The organism is Pseudomonas alcaligenes (assembly GCF_014490745.1).
GTDB lineage: Bacteria > Pseudomonadota > Gammaproteobacteria > Pseudomonadales > Pseudomonadaceae > Aquipseudomonas > Aquipseudomonas alcaligenes_C.
This window is the reverse complement of sequence record NZ_LZEU01000001.1, coordinates 135,543-153,360: the sequence shown is the minus strand read 5'-3', so window position 1 is coordinate 153,360 and position 17,818 is coordinate 135,543. Positions and strand designations below refer to the sequence as shown.

Sequence of the window (17,818 nt, the reverse complement as noted above, 5' to 3'; positions counted from 1 at the left end):
CTGTTTGAGCTGTCAGGATTTCGTGTACGGCTCTTGCAAGCAACTATCGCTCCCCGCCGGCCGGCGGAACAGGAGCCGGCAGCAGGAAAAATATCGTCGCTGCCGAACAAAATGCTCACCAGCACCTGCCGCCTACCGGCCCTGAACGCGCTATGGTGAGCGCAAGCGGATCTACCGAGGTTTGTTGTGGCTTCCTATACCCTGCGTCAGTTGAAGTACTTCGTCACCACCGTGGAATGCGGCAGTGTCGCCGAGGCGTCGCGCAAGCTGTACATCGCCCAGCCGTCGATCTCCACGGCGATCAAGGGCCTGGAAGAAAGCTTCGGCGTGCAGCTGTTCATCCGCCACCACGCCCAGGGCGTATCGCTGACCCCCAGCGGCGCGCGCTTCTACCGCAAGGCCCAGGAGCTGCTGCGCATGTCCCGGGAGTTCGAGCAGAACGCCCTGGCCGACAACGACGTGGTATCCGGACAGATCGACATCGGCTGCTTCGAGACCGTCGCCCCGCTGTACCTGCCGCGCCTGATCGCCGGTTTCCGCGAACGCTATCCGGGGGTGGAAATCCGCCTGCACGACGGCGAACAGCAGGAGCTGGTGCAGGGCCTGACCGGCGGCCGCTTCGACCTGGCGATCTTCTACGAGCACGACCTCGACGGCACCATCGAGACCGAACCACTGATGCCGGCGCAACGGCCCTACGCCCTGCTGCCGGAAGGCCACCGCTTCGCCAGCCAAGCCCAGGTCTCGCTGCGCGACCTGGCCCTGGAGCCGATGATCCTGCTCGACGTGCAACCCAGCCGCACCTACTTCGTCAGCCTGTTCGAGGAACTCGGCCTGAGTCCCAACATCGTCTTCGGCTCGCCCTCCATCGAGATGGTGCGCGGTATGGTCGGCCAGGGCTTCGGCTTCTCGGTGCTGGTCACCAAGCCGCATTCGGAATGCACCTACGACGGCAAGAAGGTGGTGTGCATCGACATCAGCGAAAACGTCACCGGCTCCGCCCTGGTCGCCGGCTGGCTCAAGCGCGCCCAGCTGACCAAACCGGCGCAGCTGTTCGTCGAGTACTGCAAGGAGCAGTTGGCGCCCGCCGGCAAATGAGGCCCACCCAGCAGCACCGCTTCGGCAACAGCAACCAGGCACACTGGCCACACTTGCCATAAGCTTGCCTTGGCTTGGATGGCAGCCGTGGCGGCTGCCCTTACAGGAGTTGCTCATGGCTAAACTGCTTTGCGCCGTACTGCTTGGCTGGATCGCCGCCCTTCCCGGCCTGAGCCTGGCAGAACCCGTCCCCCTGGTCGCGCAGACCGCCGAGCAGCCGGCCGTCGAACTCAAGATCGCCAATCGCAGCATCATGCTGTTTCGCGCCAGCCTGCTCGGCGAAGCCCCCAAGCAGCGGGTGCACCGGGCCGAACAGGTCATCCGCGATGTGCTGGCCGATATGGACGAGCCGGCGGTGCGGATCGAGCCGATCCACGACAGCTATGTGGTGCTGCTGGGCGACCAGCGGGCCTTTTTCGTCACCCCGCAAGACCTCGATCCGCTGCTGTATCCATCCGCCCAGACCATGGCCCAGGCGGCGGCAGACAACTTGCGCCTGGTCGTCAGCGAAACCCACGAAGGACGCAACCTGCAGCTGATGCTCAGGGCACTGCTGTTCAGCGCCATCGCCACCAGCGTGTATGCCCTGCTGCTCGCGGCTATCGCCTATGCCAGGCGCCGGCTGCTGGAGCGCCTGCCGCACCTCCTGCACCGGCACAACCTGGCCGTGAAGCTGGGGCAGACGCCACTGATCGACACGCGTCAGCTCTACCCGGTGATTACCCGTCTGTTCTGGGGCTTGCGCTGGCTGCTGATCCTGCTGCTGAGCTACGAATGGCTGAGCTTCGTCCTGTCGCAATTTCCCTACACCCGGCCCTGGGGCGAGAACCTCAACAGCTACCTGCAGGAAGTTGCACTCTATCTGCTGAACAACACCGTCGATGCCGTGCCGGGCCTGGTGATTGCCGCCATCATCTTTGTTCTCGCCCGCGCCGCCAGCAGCTTCTCCAGAAGCCTGCTGCGACGCCTGGCCAGCCCCGGCCCGACGCGCAACTGGCTGACCCAGGAAACCCTGCAGCCCACCATGCGCCTGACCGCCCTGGCCATCTGGCTGTTCGCCCTGGCGATGGCCTACCCCTACCTGCCGGGCGCCGGCACCGAGGCATTCAAGGGATTGTCGGTACTGGTCGGCCTGATGATTTCCCTGGGCGCCTCCAGCGTGGTCGGCCAGGCGGCCGCGGGCCTGATCCTGACTTACTCACACACCTTTCGGGCCGGCGAATACGTGCGCATCGGCGAATACGAGGGCACGGTCAGCGAGGTCGGCATGTTCAATACGCGCATCCGCACCGGCCTGGGCGAAGAACTGACCCTACCCAACTCACTGATCACCGGCAGCGTGACCAAGAACTACTCGCGGGCCGTGGAGGGCCAGGGTTATATCGTCGATACGGTGGTCACCATCGGCTATGACACCCCCTGGCGCCAGGTCGAAGCCATGCTGATAGAAGCCGCCCTGCGCACGCCCGGCATCTCCGACAAGACCGCACCACGGGTATTCCAGACGGCTCTCTCGGACTTCTATCCGGAGTACCACCTGGTGGCCCTGGCCCTACCCACCCAACCGCGCCCACGCGCCGAGCTACTGAGCCAGCTGCACGCCAATATCCAGGATGTGTTCAACCAGTACGGCGTGCAGATCATGTCGCCGCACTACCTGGGCGATCCCAAGGATGCCAAGTGGGTGCCACGCGAACACTGGTATGCGGCCCCGGCCAAACCGGCAGAACAACCGCCCGGCGACTGAGTCCGCTCCGGCCCTAGCCGACAGGTTTCAGCACACTCAAGGTAATGTTTCAGTGGCCGATGGACAGCGGGATGGCAAAACCGTAGCGTCAGACTTGGATGAGCAAGCGGATGCTAGGTCATCGGGCTTGTCGTGCTGGACGTATTTTCTTGCGCAGTTTGTCGTGATCTCCACGAAGAGCCTTGAGTGCGTAGCGACTTAGTTAGCGACAGGGAATTTTCCAACACACTTGCAGTGTGTGATGCGACAGTGATGTCGCCTAATGATAGTTGAGCAACAGGGTGAAACCGCAATGAAGCGCTCTTTAGCCGTAGTTCTTGGATTGGCGCTATTAGGCACATCCGGACATTCCTTTGCTGAGTTCGATGACGACATTACGCGCTCACTAACCATTCAATGCAGTTACTCAGACTACAAGACATTTCAATTTGAGACAGTCTCAGTTGAGGGAACAAAAATAGGAGTTGGTGAACCGGCCTCGATCAAGGAATTTCAAAGAGGGGGGAAAACACAAAGCGCTACCTATACTGTCAAGCCGGGCGAAATTGCAGAGTGTATTTTTCCCTCAGGCAATAGAGTTCGTGCGAAGGTCGGGGAAGGAGCGGCCCGTCCCTACGGTATGTGCGGTGGTGATCCTGAGGTTTTTGCTTCCGTTTGGGTGAATAAAAGAAAGATCGCATCCCGTATCTGGTTTACGGGGCACTGCTGGGAAGAAAGCGAAAATCCTGACGTGAGTTTCAAATTCTCTGGTTACCAGAATGTATCAGTTCAGAAATGTCATACAGAACGAGTTATTGAGCCAGAAACGAGTGAAAATAATTCAAAATCCAGATCGAGGCAGCCCCTGTCAGTCTGTGTAGATTTTCCAGATATATCGCGTTTCCCTCGCGACGAATTGGAATACCCCCGTTCAACTCAGAAAGCTCCGACCGTTGGTACGATTGAGCTTCTGACAGGCTCGCATGAAGTCTGTAAGGCCACACTTGAAGAGCTAAGAGGAGATTTCTATTCGTTCGGCTCCTATCCAAATCAAGCGGCGATCAAACTACGTCGTCCCGATTGGGGCAGTCCTTCAGCCGAGCTACCCACGGAGTTGGCAGGCAGTAGCGAAAGTGTTTTTGACTTTGACAACGATGGAAAGCTTGATCGTGTTCTTCACCGAAACTTTGAATCAAATTACATGGATGGGTCTGTGCTTCTTGTTGAGCGTGGAAGCTCTGCAACAAAGCTAAGCGTACCCGCCTCACCCATGGATGAAGCTTCTTGGCTTATTCCTTGCCAGATGAGTGCCACACGATATGGAATTCGTGACTGTCCCATCTTTTCTCAAAAAGGCGATGATGCTGGTTTCTGGATGCAGCAAGGAGGAAAGGAATCTGTATATTTCCGGGCTCGATATTCGACCGTTTCCCCTTTCAACTTCAATGGCGAAAGCTACATCGGGGTAAATAGTCAGTCAGAGGATACGAAGAATTTCGTTGCTGTCGTAAAGCCAATGCCAAACAAGACGTTTCAGCCGATGTGCCTCTTTAGGAAGGTCACCGAGAATTTCTAGATATTGCGCATATCTAGAGCTTTCCCAACCCATCAATCTACAGGACGCTGCGCAATAAAGCCGCGCAGCGCCGGTGTAAAATGACTGACAACTACGAACTCAACGATGGCCACATCCACGAGGCCATTGATCGAATTGATGTCGCAATCAACTATCTTCAATAAACGCTTGCAGAGCACTCACTTATAAATTCAGTAAATTAATACGAAGCAGCGGTGCAAGCAGTAATAAAAATTCTTTCCGACTTATATCAAGAAATAGGCCAAAACGATCACATCTCAGAAGTTGCAAAGAAACACAAATTGAAAGCCGGTTACATTTCCGCCGAAGTTTAGCAATGCTCTCAACTGCCTCTCACTTTGCTCCAACACTTTCGCACTACGCGACTTAGCCCAAAGCCCAACTAACCACCACCTGGAGTCCATATGCCAAGCCCCCTGCTTCTGCCCATGGCCGCCCACGTAGCACTCGCCGCTCTGCTCTATGTGCTGCTCACCATTGCCCGCGCACCGAAGATCTGGGGTATTGGCCAGCGGGCGGATGGTTCCAATCCCTGGGCGATGATCGAGCCGCGCATCAGCGCCAATCTGTCCAACCAGTTCGAGTGGCCGCTGTTTTTCTATGCGGCCTGTCTGCTGCTGATCCAGGCGCAGGTGGATAGTGCCGCGGCGGTGGTGCTGGCCTGGGTGTTTATCGGTGGGCGGTTGTTGCATAGTGGCGTGCAGATATTCACCAGCAATGTTCGGTTGCGCGGGTTGGTGTTCACGATCAATTTTCTGGCTGTGCTTGGGCTTTGGGCGGTGGTACTGCAGGTGTGGATGGCTGGGTAGATATCTGTGCCGGGCCACTGGATTCCCGCCTTCGCGGGAATGACGGAGTGAGAGGCATAACTCCGCGCCATACCTCCTACCTCGTCATTCCCGCGGAGGCGGGAATCCAGGTTGGCAACTCCAGAGCCTGCCTTGATACAAAACTCTCCAGCCACTCAAGGCGCTGCCGAAGGAACAACAACGTCCAGGAAGGACAGCCATGCTTAAAGGACCTGCCGTTTACATTCTCGCCAGCCAGCGCAATGGAACGCTCTCCGTTGGCGTAACCAGCGACCTGATCAAACGTATCTGGGAACACCGTGATGGCTGTATCGAAGGCTTCACGCAGCGCTATGACGTGCATCAGTTGGTCTACTACGAAATGCATGAGTCCATGCCTGGCGCCATTGAGCGGGAGAAGCAGCTGAAGAAATGGCGACGGGAGTGGAAGCTGAGGTTGATCGAGGCGAGCAATCCTGAGTGGCGGGACTTGTGGGAGGAGATTGTGAGGTAGGTCTTGGGGCCGTGAGGTTGGCACAAGGCTGGCCGATTCTTCTGCAGGTCTGGCGCTGGCGCTGCTGGATGATTCCCCTTCAGGCCAGCGCAAGCGCTGTTCAGCGATAAAGCCGCTGTCCCGCCTGCGCGGGAATGACGAGGTAGGGGGTATGGCGCGGAGTTATTCCTCTCACTCCGTCATTCCGACAGCCGCTTTAGCGTTGAGCAGCCTTGGCCCATGCTGCCGGGGCCACAGATCACGGTGGCGATGCCGGCCTCATCGAACAGGACACACGGCTCTGCAGCGGGCTTATTCCGCCGCTTCGGGTACGCAAAAGGCCTTGCTGTAGTAGCCGGAAGGATCGAAGCAGCACACACGTTTCTTGCCGGAGGCCAGCATGTCGCAGGCATCGGCGATGCGCTTGGCGCGGGTCTTGGGCTGCTTGGCGGAGGTGATCCAGTGAATCCAGTCCAGGCGCGCGAGGGTGGTGGTCGCCTGCCACACCGCCAGCGCCGCCGGGGCGGCCTGCAGGGCCTCGTGCAGATCGGCAGGAACCTCGGGCTCCGGCTCCTGCGCCAGGGTCATGAGCTCCAGGGTGACGCTGTCGCCGGCCGTCACTCCGGCCGCCTCGCACAGCTGCCGGCTGAGCGGCAACCAGTGGCTGAGCTGGCCGTCCGGCTCGAGGGTGGCCTGGAACTGCTGGTCGGCGAGCGACACCGCCACCGTTACCCGGCCGCGGCGGGGCAACTCGGCACTCACTGCCTCGGGCAGCACGACGAAGGCCCAGAAGGCATCGCCGCCGGGCTTGGCGGGACGGCGCAAGGTCGCGCTGAAGGTGGAGCGGTTTGCGTTGGTAGTCATGGCGTATCCGCAGCCGATGGGCCGTCCCGGGTGATGGACAGCAGCAAGCCTAGCTGCGAATAGCCTACAGGTGATCGGTTCAGGCCGTCTGCTGCAGCCATGCCACCAGCCGCGCCAGCATGGCGTCGCACTGGGCCAGTTGATCGAGGCTGACGTATTCGTCCGGCTTGTGGCCCTGCTCCATGCTGCCGGGGCCGCAGATCACGGTGGCGATGCCGGCTTCGTCGAACAGGCCGCCTTCGGTGCCGAAGGCCACGGTGGAAAAATCCCGCGAGCCACTGAGCAGGGCCAGCAGTTCGGCGGCTTCGCTGCGGGCGTCGGTGAACAGGCCGGGGTAGGCGCTCAGCGGGGTGAAGCGGATCGCCGTGTCGGCCTGCACCGCCTGCATGCGCGGCAGCAGTTCACGCGCGGCATAGTCCTGCAGCTCCTCCGCCACCTGTTGCGGGTCATCCGCCGGCAGGGCGCGCACTTCGAAGTCGAACTGGCATTCGGCAGGCACGATGTTGAGGGCACGGCCACCGCTGATCACGCCGGTCTGCACCGTCGAGTAGGGTGGGTCGAAGCGGGCGTCGTGGCGTTCCGGCGCGGCCAGGCGCTGGCCGATTTCGCCGAGCTTGCCGATCAGCCGCGCCGCGTACTCGATGGCGTTGACGCCCTGCGGCGCATAGGCCGAGTGGCAGGCGGCGCCGTGCACCTGGCAGCGCATCGCCAGCTTGCCCTTGTGGCCGAGCACCGGGCGCATCTCGGTCGGTTCACCGATGATGCAGATGGCCGGGCGCTCGGGGCTGGCGCGCAGTTGTTCGACCAGGCTGCGCACGCCGAGGCAGCCGACTTCCTCGTCGTAGGAGATGGCGATATGCAGCGGCAGGCGCAGCGGCTGGGCGAGCAAGGCCGGCACGGCGGCCAGCACGCAGGCGATATAGCCCTTCATGTCCGCCGTACCACGGCCGTAGAGCTTGCCGTCGCGCTCGCTGAGCTGGAACGGCGGCACGCTCCAGGCCTGGCCGTCGGCCGGCACCACGTCGCTATGCCCGGACAGCATCACCCCGCCCGCCCCGCTCGGGCCCAGGCGCGCGTGCAGGTTGGCCTTGGTGCGCTCGGCGTTGAATAGCAGCTGGCTGGCGATGCCAAAGCCGGCCAGGTAGTCGCGGACGAACTCGATCAGCGCCAGGTTGGACTCGCGGCTGGTGGTGTCGAAGGCGATCAGTTTTGCCAGCAGGGCGCGGCTGTCGGACATGCCAGGTATCTCCGTGGTGGGCGGGGTTGCCCCTCACCCCGGCCCTCTCCCGGAGGGAGAGGGGGTGGTTCGAAGCTTACTCGTCGCCCGGCACGCCGTAGCTCGGCGCCTGGGTCGGGTCGAGGGCGCGGGTGATGTAATCCTGCATCTGCGGCTGGTAGGCACGCCAGAGGCCGGCCAGCTCGCCGATGGGATCCTGCTCGGCCCAGTCGACGCGCAGGTCGATGATCGGCCAGACCAGCTCGCCCACCACCTTGAGCGCCGCCGAATGCACCGGGCCGGCTTCGCCGCCGGCGTCCAGCGCCGCCTGCATGGCCGCCAGCAGGCGCTCGGCCAGGCAGCCGCCGGCCTGCTCGAAGGCGATGACCATGGCGTCGATCACGCCCGGAGAGCTCAGCAGGTTGCCGGCCGCCACGCACTGCTCGCCGGCCCGCGCATGGTGCACACCTAGGGCCTCGCTACCGGTGAACAGCGCGGTAGCGCCGTGGCTATCGACCACCGTGACCTGGCGGAACTGGCCGTAGCCGTTGCTGCCCAGGGCCTTGTCCAGAGCGGCCGAGGGCTCCAGGCCGGCTTCCAGCAGATCGAGCACCTGCGGGCCGAGGGCCGGCAGGGTGATGTTCTGCGTGGCCACCGCACCGACCCCGGCGCGCAGCCAGGGGCAGCGGGCGCCGACGGCGATGCTCGACGAGCTGATGGCGATGCCCAGCTGGCCAGTCTCGGCGCAGCGGCCGACGATGGAAAAGGTCATGGACGCTCCTTACTGATTCCAGTCATCCGGGATGACCGCGATCACATCGATTTCCATCAGCCACTGCGGCTGGCCGAGGGCCGACACCACCAGGCCGGTGGAGATCGGGAACACGCCCTTGAGCCATTTGCCGACTTCGCGGTAGACCGGCTCGCGGTAGCGCGGGTCGATGATGTAGGTGGTGGTCTTGACGATATGGCTGAGGTCGCTGCCGGCCTCTTCGAGCAGTTGCTTGACGTTCTTCATCGCCTGCTCGGCCTGGGCCGCCGGGTCGCCGAGGCCGACCAGGTTGCCGTTGAAGTCGGTGCCGACCTGGCCGCGCACGTACACCGTGTTGCCGGCGCGCACGGCCTGGCACAGGTCGTTGTCCAGGGACTGGTTGGGGTAGGTGTCCTTGGTGTTGAACATGCGAATGCGGGTGTGGGTAGGCATCAACTTACTCCCAGGGTTCTGACAGTGGGGGCGGCTGCCGCGGCGTCGGCCTGACGCTGCGCGGCATCGCGGTAATCGGCGTATTGGCGCTGCGTGGCGATGTGCCCGGCGATGTGCTTGGCGTCGTGCCACACACCCCAGATAAAGGTCGAGCCACGGCGCGACAGCCACGGCAGGCCGACGAAGTACACCCCCGGCTCGCTGGACACGCCGCGCTGGTGCTGCGGCTTGCCCTTGGCGTCGAAGGCATCCACCTGCAGCCAGCTGAAGTCCACGGCGTAGCCGGTGGCCCAGATGATCGAGGTGATGCCGGCCTGGGCCAGATCCAGTTCGAGGATCGGCTGGCTGACGCAGGCCGGGTCGGCGTAGGTCTGCCGTGCCTGCGGTTCTTCCGGCAGATCCAGGCCGTTGCGGGCGATATAGGCATCGGCGGCGTCGAGCAGCGACAGGTAGTTCTCGTCGCCACGCGCCAGGTTGTCGGCCAGGTCGTCCTGGAAGCTCACCACGCCGTCCTTGAAGGCCTTGGTCAGGCCGACCAGGGTCATGCCCTCATGGGCCAGGCGGCGGAAGTCGATGGTCTGGCCGCCGCGGGCACCGCTCACGGCGATAGTCACGTGTTCCTTGCCCGGCTGCGCCGCTTCCAGATCCCACAGGCCGAGCACGCCCAGCCACCAGCAGAAATCACGGTTGCGGTAGCTGCGCGGCGGGCGGTCGTGGGCACCGACCGACAGGTAGACCTGGCGGCCGGAACGCATCAATTCATCGGCGATCTGCACCCCGGACGAACCGGCCCCGACCACCAGCACGGCGCCTTCGGGCAGCTGCTGCGGGTTGCGGTAGGCGGCGGAGTGGATCTGCAGGATGCGCTCATCCTGCGGCGCGATCGGCGGGATCACCGGGCGCTGGAACGGCCCGGTGGCCGAGACCACGCGGCGGGCCTGAATCACTCCGGCAGAAGTCTCGACGGTGAAGCCGGGGCGGTTGGCGTTGCGCACCACCTTGTGCACTTCCACGCCGGTGCGGATCGGTGCGTTGAACTGGCGGGCATAGGCCTCGAAGTAATCGGCGACCATTTCCTTGGGGGCGAAGGCGTCGGCGTCGAGGTCGAATTCGCGCCCTGGGAAGCGGTCGTGCCAGACCGGCCCGTTGGCCACCAGCGAATCCCAGCGCCCGCTGCGCCAGGCTTCGGCGATGCGGTTCTTCTCCAGCACCAGGTGCGGCACACCGAGCGCGCTCAGGTGCTCGCTGACGGCCACGCCGGCCTGGCCGGCACCGACCACCAGGGTGTCGATTTCAACGGGTTCAACCTTGCTGCCTGGGCGCTGCGCGAAGGCGGCTTGATTCAGGTCGGTCATGGCTTGCTTCCTCGGCGCATGTTCTGCTGTTGCGGCCATCTGTGGGTGTTGGCCGCATTCTGTTCAGAGCCGGGGATTCGCGAAATTATGTTTTTTGTAGTCGCTGGCTAGGAAAAAGCTGCACGCCCGCACCCCATCAGGCCTGCAGGCTGAAAGGCCCGGGCCATAGGCTTTTTAGCGTCAACCACGACAAATCGGCTAAGGCCGGACACGACCCTTGGTCAGCTACGAGCAGGCTGGCGGCCTGCGTGCCTTAAGGTGGGCCTGACACCCACGCCGCGCACTCGGGCGCCAACGCCCGGCGGCCCAGCTGGAGGTACGGCCATGACCACGCTGCACTGCACCCACCGCAACCACGCCATCCGCGCCGACGTTGTCGAACACCCCGGCATTCCCACGCCCTGGGCTGCCGGCTGCCAGATCACCCAACCCGACGGGCACACTACCCGGCGCCTGGCGCTGCCGCTGCAGCAGCGCTTTCTCGCCGAGCTGGACAACGCCCAGCACGCGGCACTGGCCCACGGCAAATGGCTGGTGGATCAGCATCTGGATCACGGCCGGGCGCTGAACTAGCGCCCGACCGCCACTAGCGGATCAGGGCCTTGCGCCCTGATCCCGCGCCCGCTCAGGGCGCGAAGTGGAATACGCAGAGCTTGTTGCCCAGCGCATCGCGGAAGTAGCAGCCGTAGAAACCGCTGCCTTCGCCGCCGCGCTCGCCCGGGGCGCCTTCGTCGCGGGCGCCGTTGGCCAGCACCCAGGCGTAGATTTCATCGACCAGCGCCGGCGAGGCGCATGGCAGGGCGACCATGGTGCCGTTGCCGGCACTGGCCGGCTGGCCGTCGTACGGCTTGGTGATGGCGAACATCGGCTTGCCCGGCTGGCTCACATAGAAGGTGCTGCGCTCGCTGCTCCAGTCGCCGGGCACGGCGCCGAGCTTGGCCAGCAGCGGGTCGTAGAATTCGCGGGCCTTGTTCAGATCGTCAACGCCCAGCATCACGTAACCAATCATCGTTGTTGCTCCTTGGTGAGGGTGCGCAGACGCTAGCGCAGGGCACAAGGCTTGTCATCGCGCATGTGCAGCTGATTGTGTCAGCGCAGCGACTCGCTCCACCACCGTCGTTCCCGCGCAGGCGGGAACCCAGTGGCCGGCAACCCGGCGCATTCCCGTCAAGCACCCTGGATCCCCGCCTGCGCGGGGATGACGGGCCTGAAAGTCAGCAGTACCGGAGCAGCCGCTCAGGCCGGCACGGTGCGGGTCAGCTGTTCCAGCAGCTCCAGGTCGGTGTTCATCCCCGAGGTCTCGCGGATGCGGCCGAGGATCTCCTTCTTCAGGGCGAGAAACTCCGGCGCCAGCTTCATGTCCTGATTGCGCTCGGCCGGCAGCGGCACCTCGTAGATGGTGTCGATGCGCCCCGGACGCGGCGCCATCAGCACCACGCGGCCGCCGAGGTAGATGGCTTCCTCGACGTCGTGGGTGACGAACAGGATGGTGCTCTTCTCCAGCCGGTGCACATGGCGGATCAGGTCGTGCATCACCTCGCGGGTCTGCGCATCCAGGGCGCCGAAGGGCTCGTCCATCAGCAGGATCTGCGGCTTGGGCATCAGCGCGCGGGCAATCGCCACGCGCTGCTGCATGCCGCCGGAGAGCTGGTTGGGGTAGGCCCTGGCGAAGGCCGACAGGCCCATCAGGGTCAGCAGTGCATCGGCGCGGCCGCTGGCGACTTCCACATCGGCATCGTTGCGCACGGTGTCGCTGACCACCTTGAGCTGGCGGCAGAACTTGATGTTCTCCATCACCGTCAGCCAGGGGTACAGGCTGTAGTGCTGGAACACCATGGCGCGGTCGATGCCGGGGCCGTGGATCGGCGCGCCGTCGACCTGGATCGAGCCGGCGCTGTGCTGCTCCAGGCCGCCGATGCTACGCAGCAGGGTCGACTTGCCGCAGCCGGAAGCGCCGACGAAGGTGATGAATTCGTTGCCACGGATATCCAGGCTGACATCCTGCAGCGCTTGCACCTCTCGGCCCTTGCTCTTGAACAGCTTGTCGACGTGGCGAATCTGGATCTTGCTGTCAGTCATGGCGCTTACCTCTTCATCCAGGGGAAGGCCACGCGGCCGAGCCAGCGGAACGCCTGGTCGGTGAGCAGGCCGATGATGCCGATCAGGATGATCCCGGCGAATATCTTGTCGGTGTGCATGTAGCGCTGCGCCTTGAGGATGGCGTAGCCAAGGCCGGAGTTGGCCGCGACCAGTTCGGCCACCACCAGGTAGGTCCAGGCCCAGCCGCAGGTAATGCGCAGGGTGTCGAGCAGTGCCGGGCGCGCCGACGGCAGGATCACCAGCTTGACGATCTCGCTGCGCGAGGCGCCCATGGTCTGCGCCGCCTCGATCTGCGCCATGGGCACGCGGCGCACGTCCTCGGCGACCATCAGCACCATCTGGAAGAAGGTGCCGATAAAGATGATCAGCACCTTGGAGCCTTCGTCGATGCCGACCCACAGCATGATCAGCGGGATGAAGGCCACCGCCGGCATGTAGCGGATGAAGTCGGTGAGTGGTTCGAGGAACGCCTGTACCGGGCGGTAGGTGCCGATGTACAGGCCCAGCGGCAGGGCGATCAGCGCCGAGGCGGCGAAGCCGGCCATGACCCGGTACACGCTGATGCCGATATCGGCGAGCAGGCCCTCCTCGCTCCACCAGCGACCGACCCGCGCCAGCACCGCATCCGGGCCGGGCATGAACATCGGGTTGCTCAGGCCGAGATAACTGGCCAGCCACCACAGCAACAGCGGCAACAGCAGGCCGGCGCCGGCCAGGCACCAGACGGCGCCGCGCGGCAGCTCGCCGCGAATCACCCACCAGCTCGGGCGCGCCGGCGGCACGCCGGCCTCACGGGTGGGCAAAGGTTGATGGGCGGTCATGGGCTTACCTCCTCGGGAAACAGCGGTCGCTCGCGTACCTGCCAGCCACCCAGCGGCGGCGTGGCGCCGAGGCCGGCGAGCACGGCCGGGGTGAGCAACTGGTCGGGCTGATCGGGATCGATGGTGGCCGGCAGCAGCGCCTGGCCGCGGCGCTCGGGCAGGGTCGACAGCTCGATGCGCCAGGGTTGCGCGCCGCCCTGGTGGCGGCCGAAGGACAGTTCGAAATCCAGCAGGCGGCCGTCATGGCCCTGCTCCAGCAGCACGCCGAGCGACTCGGCGGGCGGCAGCTGTTCGCCCCGGCAGGCGGCGAACAGGAAGTAGTCGCCGGCCAGCAGCAGGCAGCCCTGGCGCCCGTCGAACGCCGCCAGCCACACGCCCCAGTTGCGCCCGAGGGATTCCGGCAGGCGCTCCCAGACTTCGTGATAGCTGCCGTCGAGGCCGTCTTCAAGCAGGTAGTCGGGGCGCTCGAAGCGCATGCGGCCGATGTCGTCGCGTCCGCTGGGCGGCTGGAAGTCGATGGCGCGGTGCCATTGACACAGCTCGCCGCTGATCTCGGTAACGCCGGCGAAACCGGCCTGGGTCGCCAGCTCAGCCGCGCTGGCGGGCGCCGGTTGGGGAATGCGCAGGTCGGCGAACAGGCTGGCGGTCTGCAGCCAATAGACCTGGGTGGCAGTGTCGTGCACGCCACTGGTGGTGGTCAGCAAAGTGCGCTGCCACACGCCGAGGTAGGCGTCGGGAATGGGTTTCATGAATGGAACTCCGGGAACTGCCGCAGCCCTCGGTAGAAGGCCATGTCGTGGTTGGGCCACAGCTCGCCGCCGGTTTCCGCAGCCAGCACCTTGAGCTTGCGGATGCTGGCGATGGCCATGTCCTCGCGTTCCTGCCAGAGGGTGCCGGGGGCGATTTCCTGCTCGAGGTTTTCCGTCAGGTCGGCGGCGTCGCCGGCGAGGATCACCGGCTTGCCCTGGGGCAGCTCGATCAGCAGCGACATGTGCCCGGCGGTGTGGCCGGGGGTGTTGATCGCGCGCACGCCGGGCACCAGCTCGTACTCGTCGGTCTGGATCTTCCACTGGTAGTCGCCGGCGAAATCGTCGCCGAAATAGGCGTCGTCGGCCTGGGCCCTGGCCGCTGCCAACTCAGCGGCGTGCACATGCACCTCGGCGCCGCAGACTTCACACAGGCCGCCGGCATGATCGAAGTGCAGGTGGCCGAGGAACACCAGGTCGATGTCCGCCGGGGTCAGGCCGAGGCGGGCGAAGTGCGCCGGCAGGCGCTGTTCCTCGCTCATCTGCGGCGCGCCCATGGAGAAGCCGCCGTACCAGCGTTCGCGCTGGGCCGGGTCGGCGATCTTCTGGTAGTCGCAGCCAACGTCGTAGAGGATGCGCCCGTGCCTGGTCTCGATCAGGTAGGCGAGGATCGGCGCCTCGATCATCTGGCCGTGGCCGCGCTGCCAGGTGGAGATCGACTTGTCGTAGCGGTGGGTGGCGGTGAGCAGCGGCCAGAGTTTGGTCACTTGGGTCATGGGGCGTCCTTCCATTCGGCGAGCAGACGCCGACTGTCGCACACCCGGCCGAACAGGCCACCTTCCACATCGACCATGGCGAGGGCGGCGGCGTGCAGCTCGGGGTAGGCCGAGGCGCAGGCGTCGCTGACCAGGGTGCAGGCGTAGCCACGGTCGACCGCGCTGCGCAGGGTCGAGTGCACGCAGACCTCGGTGGTGACGCCGGTGATGATCAGCTCGCTGATGCCACGATTGCGCAGCAGCAGCTCCAGATCGGTGGCGGCGAAGGCGCTGTAGCCGGGCTTATCGATCACCGGTTCGCCGGGCAACGGCTGCAGCTCGTCGATCAGATCGTGGCCGTATTCGCCGCGCACCAGCAGCCTGCCCAGCGGCCCCTGGCTGCCGATGGGCGCACCGGCATTGGCCGCGCGCAGGCGCTTGGGCTCGGGCAGGTCGGACAGATCAGGGCGATGGCCTTCGCGGGTGTGCAGCACCAGCAGGCCACGCACGCGGGCGGCAGCAAGCAGGGCCTGGATCGCCGGGATCGGCGCGCGCAGCAGGCCGATATCCAGACCGGCCTGGTCGGCGTAACCGCCCGGCGCGCAGAAGTCGCGCTGCATATCGATGACGATCAGTGCCGTGCTCACAGGGCGAACTCCTTGCGCACCGCACTGGCGATGCCGCCGGCGATGTCGGCGGCCATCAGCGCGCCCTTCTCCGCCGTCGAGCCCTTGGCCGAGGACAGCACGCCGGACGGCGGCACCCACTCGGTGCGACTCGGGTACATGTCGTAGGGCGGAAAGTCGGCCGGTGGTTCGTCGGGGATCAGGTCGATGCGCACCAGATGCGGCAGGTAGTGCAGCATCAGCGAGGTCTCGATCACTGCCGCGTGCTCCAGAGCGAAACCGGGGAAGCCATCGGGGAACACGTCGGCCAGGGTCTGCTCGCTGCAGAAGTCCCAGTGCTCCAGGCGCATCACCTGCAGCTTCGCCGTCGGACCCAGCTCGCGCATGGCCAGCTCGATACCTTCGGTGACGAACCACTGGTTCTCGTAGTGGCCGTCGACCAGCACCAGGCGGGTCACGCCGTGGCGGGCGAACTCGCGCACGGCGTCGCGCACCAGGGCGATCAGGGTCTGCCCGTCGAGGCTGGTGGTGCCGCAGAAATGGTTGCCGCCGCCGCACTTGGGCTGCGACTTGTAGCCGTAGGACAGGGCCGGGGCGACCAGGCCGCCGACGCGCGCGGCGACGTCCTCGCACAGCGCGCTGGCCAGCAGCGCATCGGTGCCCAGCGGCAGGTGCGGGCCGTGCTGCTCGGTGGCGCCGCAGGGCAGGAATACCACGGGCGAATCGCTGCGCACGCGGCGCTCGTACTCGACCCAGCTGATCTGATCCATCCGTACGCTCATGGTTTGGCCTCGCATAACACTGCAGAAGATTCCGTTGTCGGCCGCGCCGCCAGCAGTGCGGCGGCCAGCACCAGGGCGCCACCACACCATTCGCGCAGGCCCAGTTCGCGCTCGCCGAGCCAAGCGGCAGTGAGTACCGCCACCAGCAGTTCGACCACCACCAGTACCGCCGCGCGGCCGGCTTCGACATGGGTGAAGCCGTACTGCGCGGCGCCCATGGCGACCAGCCAGAACACCCCAAACAGGGCGATCAGCCCCCACAGCGGCGCGCCGATGGCGGGCAGCGGCGTGGCCTGCAGCAGGCAGAACAGACCGCCGAGCACGGCGCTGCCGATAAAGGCCACCACCGCCTTGCTGGCCAGCGGCACTCGCTCGGCGGCGCGGGTAGCCAGGTTGTTGAGGGCGAACGCCAGGCCGGCGGACAGCGCCAGCCAGTCGGTCAGGGTCAGCGGGCGGAAAGTGTCGGGGCTGATGCCCAGGGTCAGGCCGATGCCGAGCATGGCCAGCAGCAGTGCGCCGACGCGCAATGCGGTGAGCCGCTCGCCAAGCAGCAGCCAGCCACCGAGCAGGCCCCACACCGGCGCCAGGTAGAACAGCAGCATGGCGCGCACCACGTCGCCTTCCGACAGCGCGCCGACCAGCCCGGCCGTGGCCCAGCCGCCGCATACGCAGATCGCCAGCAAGGCGCGGCGTTGCGGCCACCAGGCGGCGCGCTGGCGCCACAGTAGCGGGATGGCCAGCAGGCTGAGCAGGCCGTAGGTGTAGAGCACCACCGGCATGCCGGCCAGGCCGCGCCCGGCCAGGTATTCCAGCGGCAGCCAGCCGAGGCCCCAGAAGCTGGCGCCGAGCAGCAGAACCAGCTCAGGTCGCAACAGGGTACGCATCTCAGCCCCCCATCCAGGCGCCGCCATTGGCGCCGAGCATCTGCCCATGGAAGAAGCTGGCGCCGGGCGAGACGAGGAACAGCACGGCGGCGGCGATCTCTTCCGGACGACCGAGGCGGCCGGCGGGGATCGCCGTTTCGCGGGCGATCATCTCGGCGCTCATGAAGTCGGCGGAAACCATCGGCGTATCCACCGGGCCCGGCGCCACGCCGTTGATGCGGATGGCCGGGGCGAATTCGCGGGCCAGCGCCCTGGTCAGGCCGATCACTCCGGCCTTGGCCGTGCAGTAAGCGGCGTAGTGTTCGCGGCCGAGCTGGCCCAGCTCCGAGGCGATGTTGACGATGCTGCCGCTGCCGCGCGACTGCATATGCGCCAGGGCGTGCCGGCAGCAGCGGTAGACCGCCGTGAGGTCGACGCCGAGCAGCTTGGCCCAGTCGTCCTCGCTGGTCTCGAGGAAGGGCTTCTCCAGAATGATCCCGGCATTGTTGACCAGGATGTCGAGGTCGCCCTCGGCGAGCACCCAGCCGAACATGTCGGCGACCTGCCCACGCGAGCCGACATCGGCCTGCACCGCGCGCGCCTGCCCGCCAGCAGCGGCGATGCGTGCCACCAGCGCGGCGGCCGCCTGCGGCTGGTCAAGATGGTTGATCCACACCGCGGCGCCCGCCTCGGCCAGCGCCAGGGCGATGGCCCGGCCGATGCCCTGGGTGGCGCCGGTAACCAGCGCGGTCTGTCCGGCCAATGGCCGCTCTTGTCCTGCACG

The 17,818-nt window shown here is 65.2% G+C and carries 20 protein-coding genes; 6 read left to right on the top strand and 14 right to left on the bottom strand.

Annotated elements, in window-relative coordinates; genetic code table 11:
* Positions 1-186: 186 nt before the first annotated feature.
* From A9179_RS00715 to A9179_RS00695, 5 genes are all read left to right on the top strand, one after another.
* On the top strand, positions 187-1,098 hold the full coding sequence (locus A9179_RS00715) for a LysR family transcriptional regulator (protein WP_187803952.1): 912 nt from the start codon (positions 187-189) through the stop codon (positions 1,096-1,098).
* A gap of 115 nt (positions 1,099-1,213) precedes the next feature.
* On the top strand, positions 1,214-2,845 hold the full coding sequence (locus A9179_RS00710) for a mechanosensitive ion channel family protein (protein ID WP_187803951.1): 1,632 nt from the start codon (positions 1,214-1,216) through the stop codon (positions 2,843-2,845).
* A 262-nt stretch (positions 2,846-3,107) separates the two neighbouring features.
* A complete protein-coding gene (locus A9179_RS00705) occupies positions 3,108-4,400 on the top strand; it encodes a hypothetical protein (protein WP_187803950.1) in 1,293 nt (430 codons plus the stop codon).
* 425 nt (positions 4,401-4,825) lie between these two features.
* A complete protein-coding gene (locus tag A9179_RS00700) occupies positions 4,826-5,230 on the top strand; it encodes an MAPEG family protein (RefSeq protein ID WP_187803949.1) in 405 nt (134 codons plus the stop codon).
* 199 nt (positions 5,231-5,429) lie between these two features.
* On the top strand, positions 5,430-5,723 hold the full coding sequence (locus A9179_RS00695) for a GIY-YIG nuclease family protein (RefSeq protein WP_187803948.1): 294 nt from the start codon (positions 5,430-5,432) through the stop codon (positions 5,721-5,723).
* A gap of 291 nt (positions 5,724-6,014) precedes the next feature.
* Here the strand turns inward: A9179_RS00695 and A9179_RS00690 are convergent, their stop codons facing one another.
* From A9179_RS00690 to A9179_RS00670, 5 genes are all read right to left on the bottom strand, one after another.
* Positions 6,015-6,566, bottom strand: a complete 552-nt coding sequence (locus A9179_RS00690) for a YdeI/OmpD-associated family protein (RefSeq protein WP_187803947.1) — start codon at positions 6,564-6,566, stop codon at positions 6,015-6,017.
* Positions 6,567-6,645: 79 nt separating this feature from the next.
* Positions 6,646-7,803, bottom strand: a complete 1,158-nt coding sequence (gene argE, locus A9179_RS00685) for an acetylornithine deacetylase (protein ID WP_187803946.1) — start codon at positions 7,801-7,803, stop codon at positions 6,646-6,648.
* A gap of 76 nt (positions 7,804-7,879) precedes the next feature.
* Positions 7,880-8,554, bottom strand: coding sequence for a DUF1028 domain-containing protein (locus A9179_RS00680; protein WP_187803945.1), 675 nt, complete (start codon positions 8,552-8,554; stop codon positions 7,880-7,882).
* Positions 8,555-8,563: 9 nt separating this feature from the next.
* On the bottom strand, positions 8,564-8,986 hold the full coding sequence (locus A9179_RS00675; RefSeq protein WP_187803944.1) for a RidA family protein: 423 nt from the start codon (positions 8,984-8,986) through the stop codon (positions 8,564-8,566).
* Entirely contained in the window at positions 8,986-10,341 is a 1,356-nt protein-coding gene (locus A9179_RS00670) for a flavin-containing monooxygenase (RefSeq protein ID WP_187803943.1), read from the bottom strand. The genes A9179_RS00675 and A9179_RS00670 overlap by 1 nt, the downstream gene beginning before the upstream one ends.
* Before the next feature lie 324 nt (positions 10,342-10,665).
* Between A9179_RS00670 and A9179_RS00665 the strand changes: the two genes are divergently transcribed.
* On the top strand, positions 10,666-10,914 hold the full coding sequence (locus tag A9179_RS00665) for a hypothetical protein (protein ID WP_187803942.1): 249 nt from the start codon (positions 10,666-10,668) through the stop codon (positions 10,912-10,914).
* A gap of 52 nt (positions 10,915-10,966) precedes the next feature.
* Here A9179_RS00665 and A9179_RS00660 read toward each other — a convergent pair whose 3' ends face one another.
* The 9 genes from A9179_RS00660 to A9179_RS00620 all read right to left on the bottom strand — a co-directional run bounded on the left by A9179_RS00660 (position 10,967) and on the right by A9179_RS00620 (position 17,797).
* Positions 10,967-11,350: a VOC family protein gene (locus A9179_RS00660; RefSeq protein WP_187803941.1), complete on the bottom strand. Its 384-nt coding sequence runs from the start codon at positions 11,348-11,350 to the stop codon at positions 10,967-10,969.
* Positions 11,351-11,577: 227 nt separating this feature from the next.
* Complete coding sequence (locus tag A9179_RS00655; RefSeq protein WP_187803940.1) at positions 11,578-12,420, bottom strand: ABC transporter ATP-binding protein; 843 nt, start codon at positions 12,418-12,420, stop codon at positions 11,578-11,580.
* Between the two features lie 5 nt (positions 12,421-12,425).
* Positions 12,426-13,262, bottom strand: a complete 837-nt coding sequence (locus tag A9179_RS00650) for an ABC transporter permease (protein WP_187803939.1) — start codon at positions 13,260-13,262, stop codon at positions 12,426-12,428.
* A complete protein-coding gene (locus A9179_RS00645) occupies positions 13,259-14,011 on the bottom strand; it encodes a hypothetical protein (protein WP_187803938.1) in 753 nt (250 codons plus the stop codon). Before A9179_RS00645 ends, A9179_RS00650 begins: the two co-directional genes overlap by 4 nt.
* Positions 14,008-14,784 carry an N-acyl homoserine lactonase family protein gene (locus A9179_RS00640; RefSeq protein ID WP_187803937.1) on the bottom strand — a complete coding sequence of 259 codons (777 nt, stop codon included), beginning with the start codon at positions 14,782-14,784 and terminating at the stop codon, positions 14,008-14,010. The genes A9179_RS00645 and A9179_RS00640 overlap by 4 nt, the downstream gene beginning before the upstream one ends.
* Positions 14,781-15,410, bottom strand: a complete 630-nt coding sequence (locus A9179_RS00635; protein WP_316851804.1) for a cysteine hydrolase family protein — start codon at positions 15,408-15,410, stop codon at positions 14,781-14,783. The genes A9179_RS00640 and A9179_RS00635 overlap by 4 nt, the downstream gene beginning before the upstream one ends.
* Positions 15,407-16,171 carry a creatininase gene (locus A9179_RS00630; RefSeq protein WP_187803936.1) on the bottom strand — a complete coding sequence of 255 codons (765 nt, stop codon included), beginning with the start codon at positions 16,169-16,171 and terminating at the stop codon, positions 15,407-15,409. The genes A9179_RS00635 and A9179_RS00630 overlap by 4 nt, the downstream gene beginning before the upstream one ends.
* On the bottom strand, positions 16,168-17,055 hold the full coding sequence (locus tag A9179_RS00625) for a DMT family transporter (protein ID WP_187803935.1): 888 nt from the start codon (positions 17,053-17,055) through the stop codon (positions 16,168-16,170). The genes A9179_RS00630 and A9179_RS00625 overlap by 4 nt, the downstream gene beginning before the upstream one ends.
* A gap of 1 nt (position 17,056) precedes the next feature.
* Positions 17,057-17,797, bottom strand: coding sequence for an SDR family NAD(P)-dependent oxidoreductase (locus A9179_RS00620; RefSeq protein WP_187803934.1), 741 nt, complete (start codon positions 17,795-17,797; stop codon positions 17,057-17,059).
* Between the last annotated feature and the right edge of the window lie 21 nt (positions 17,798-17,818).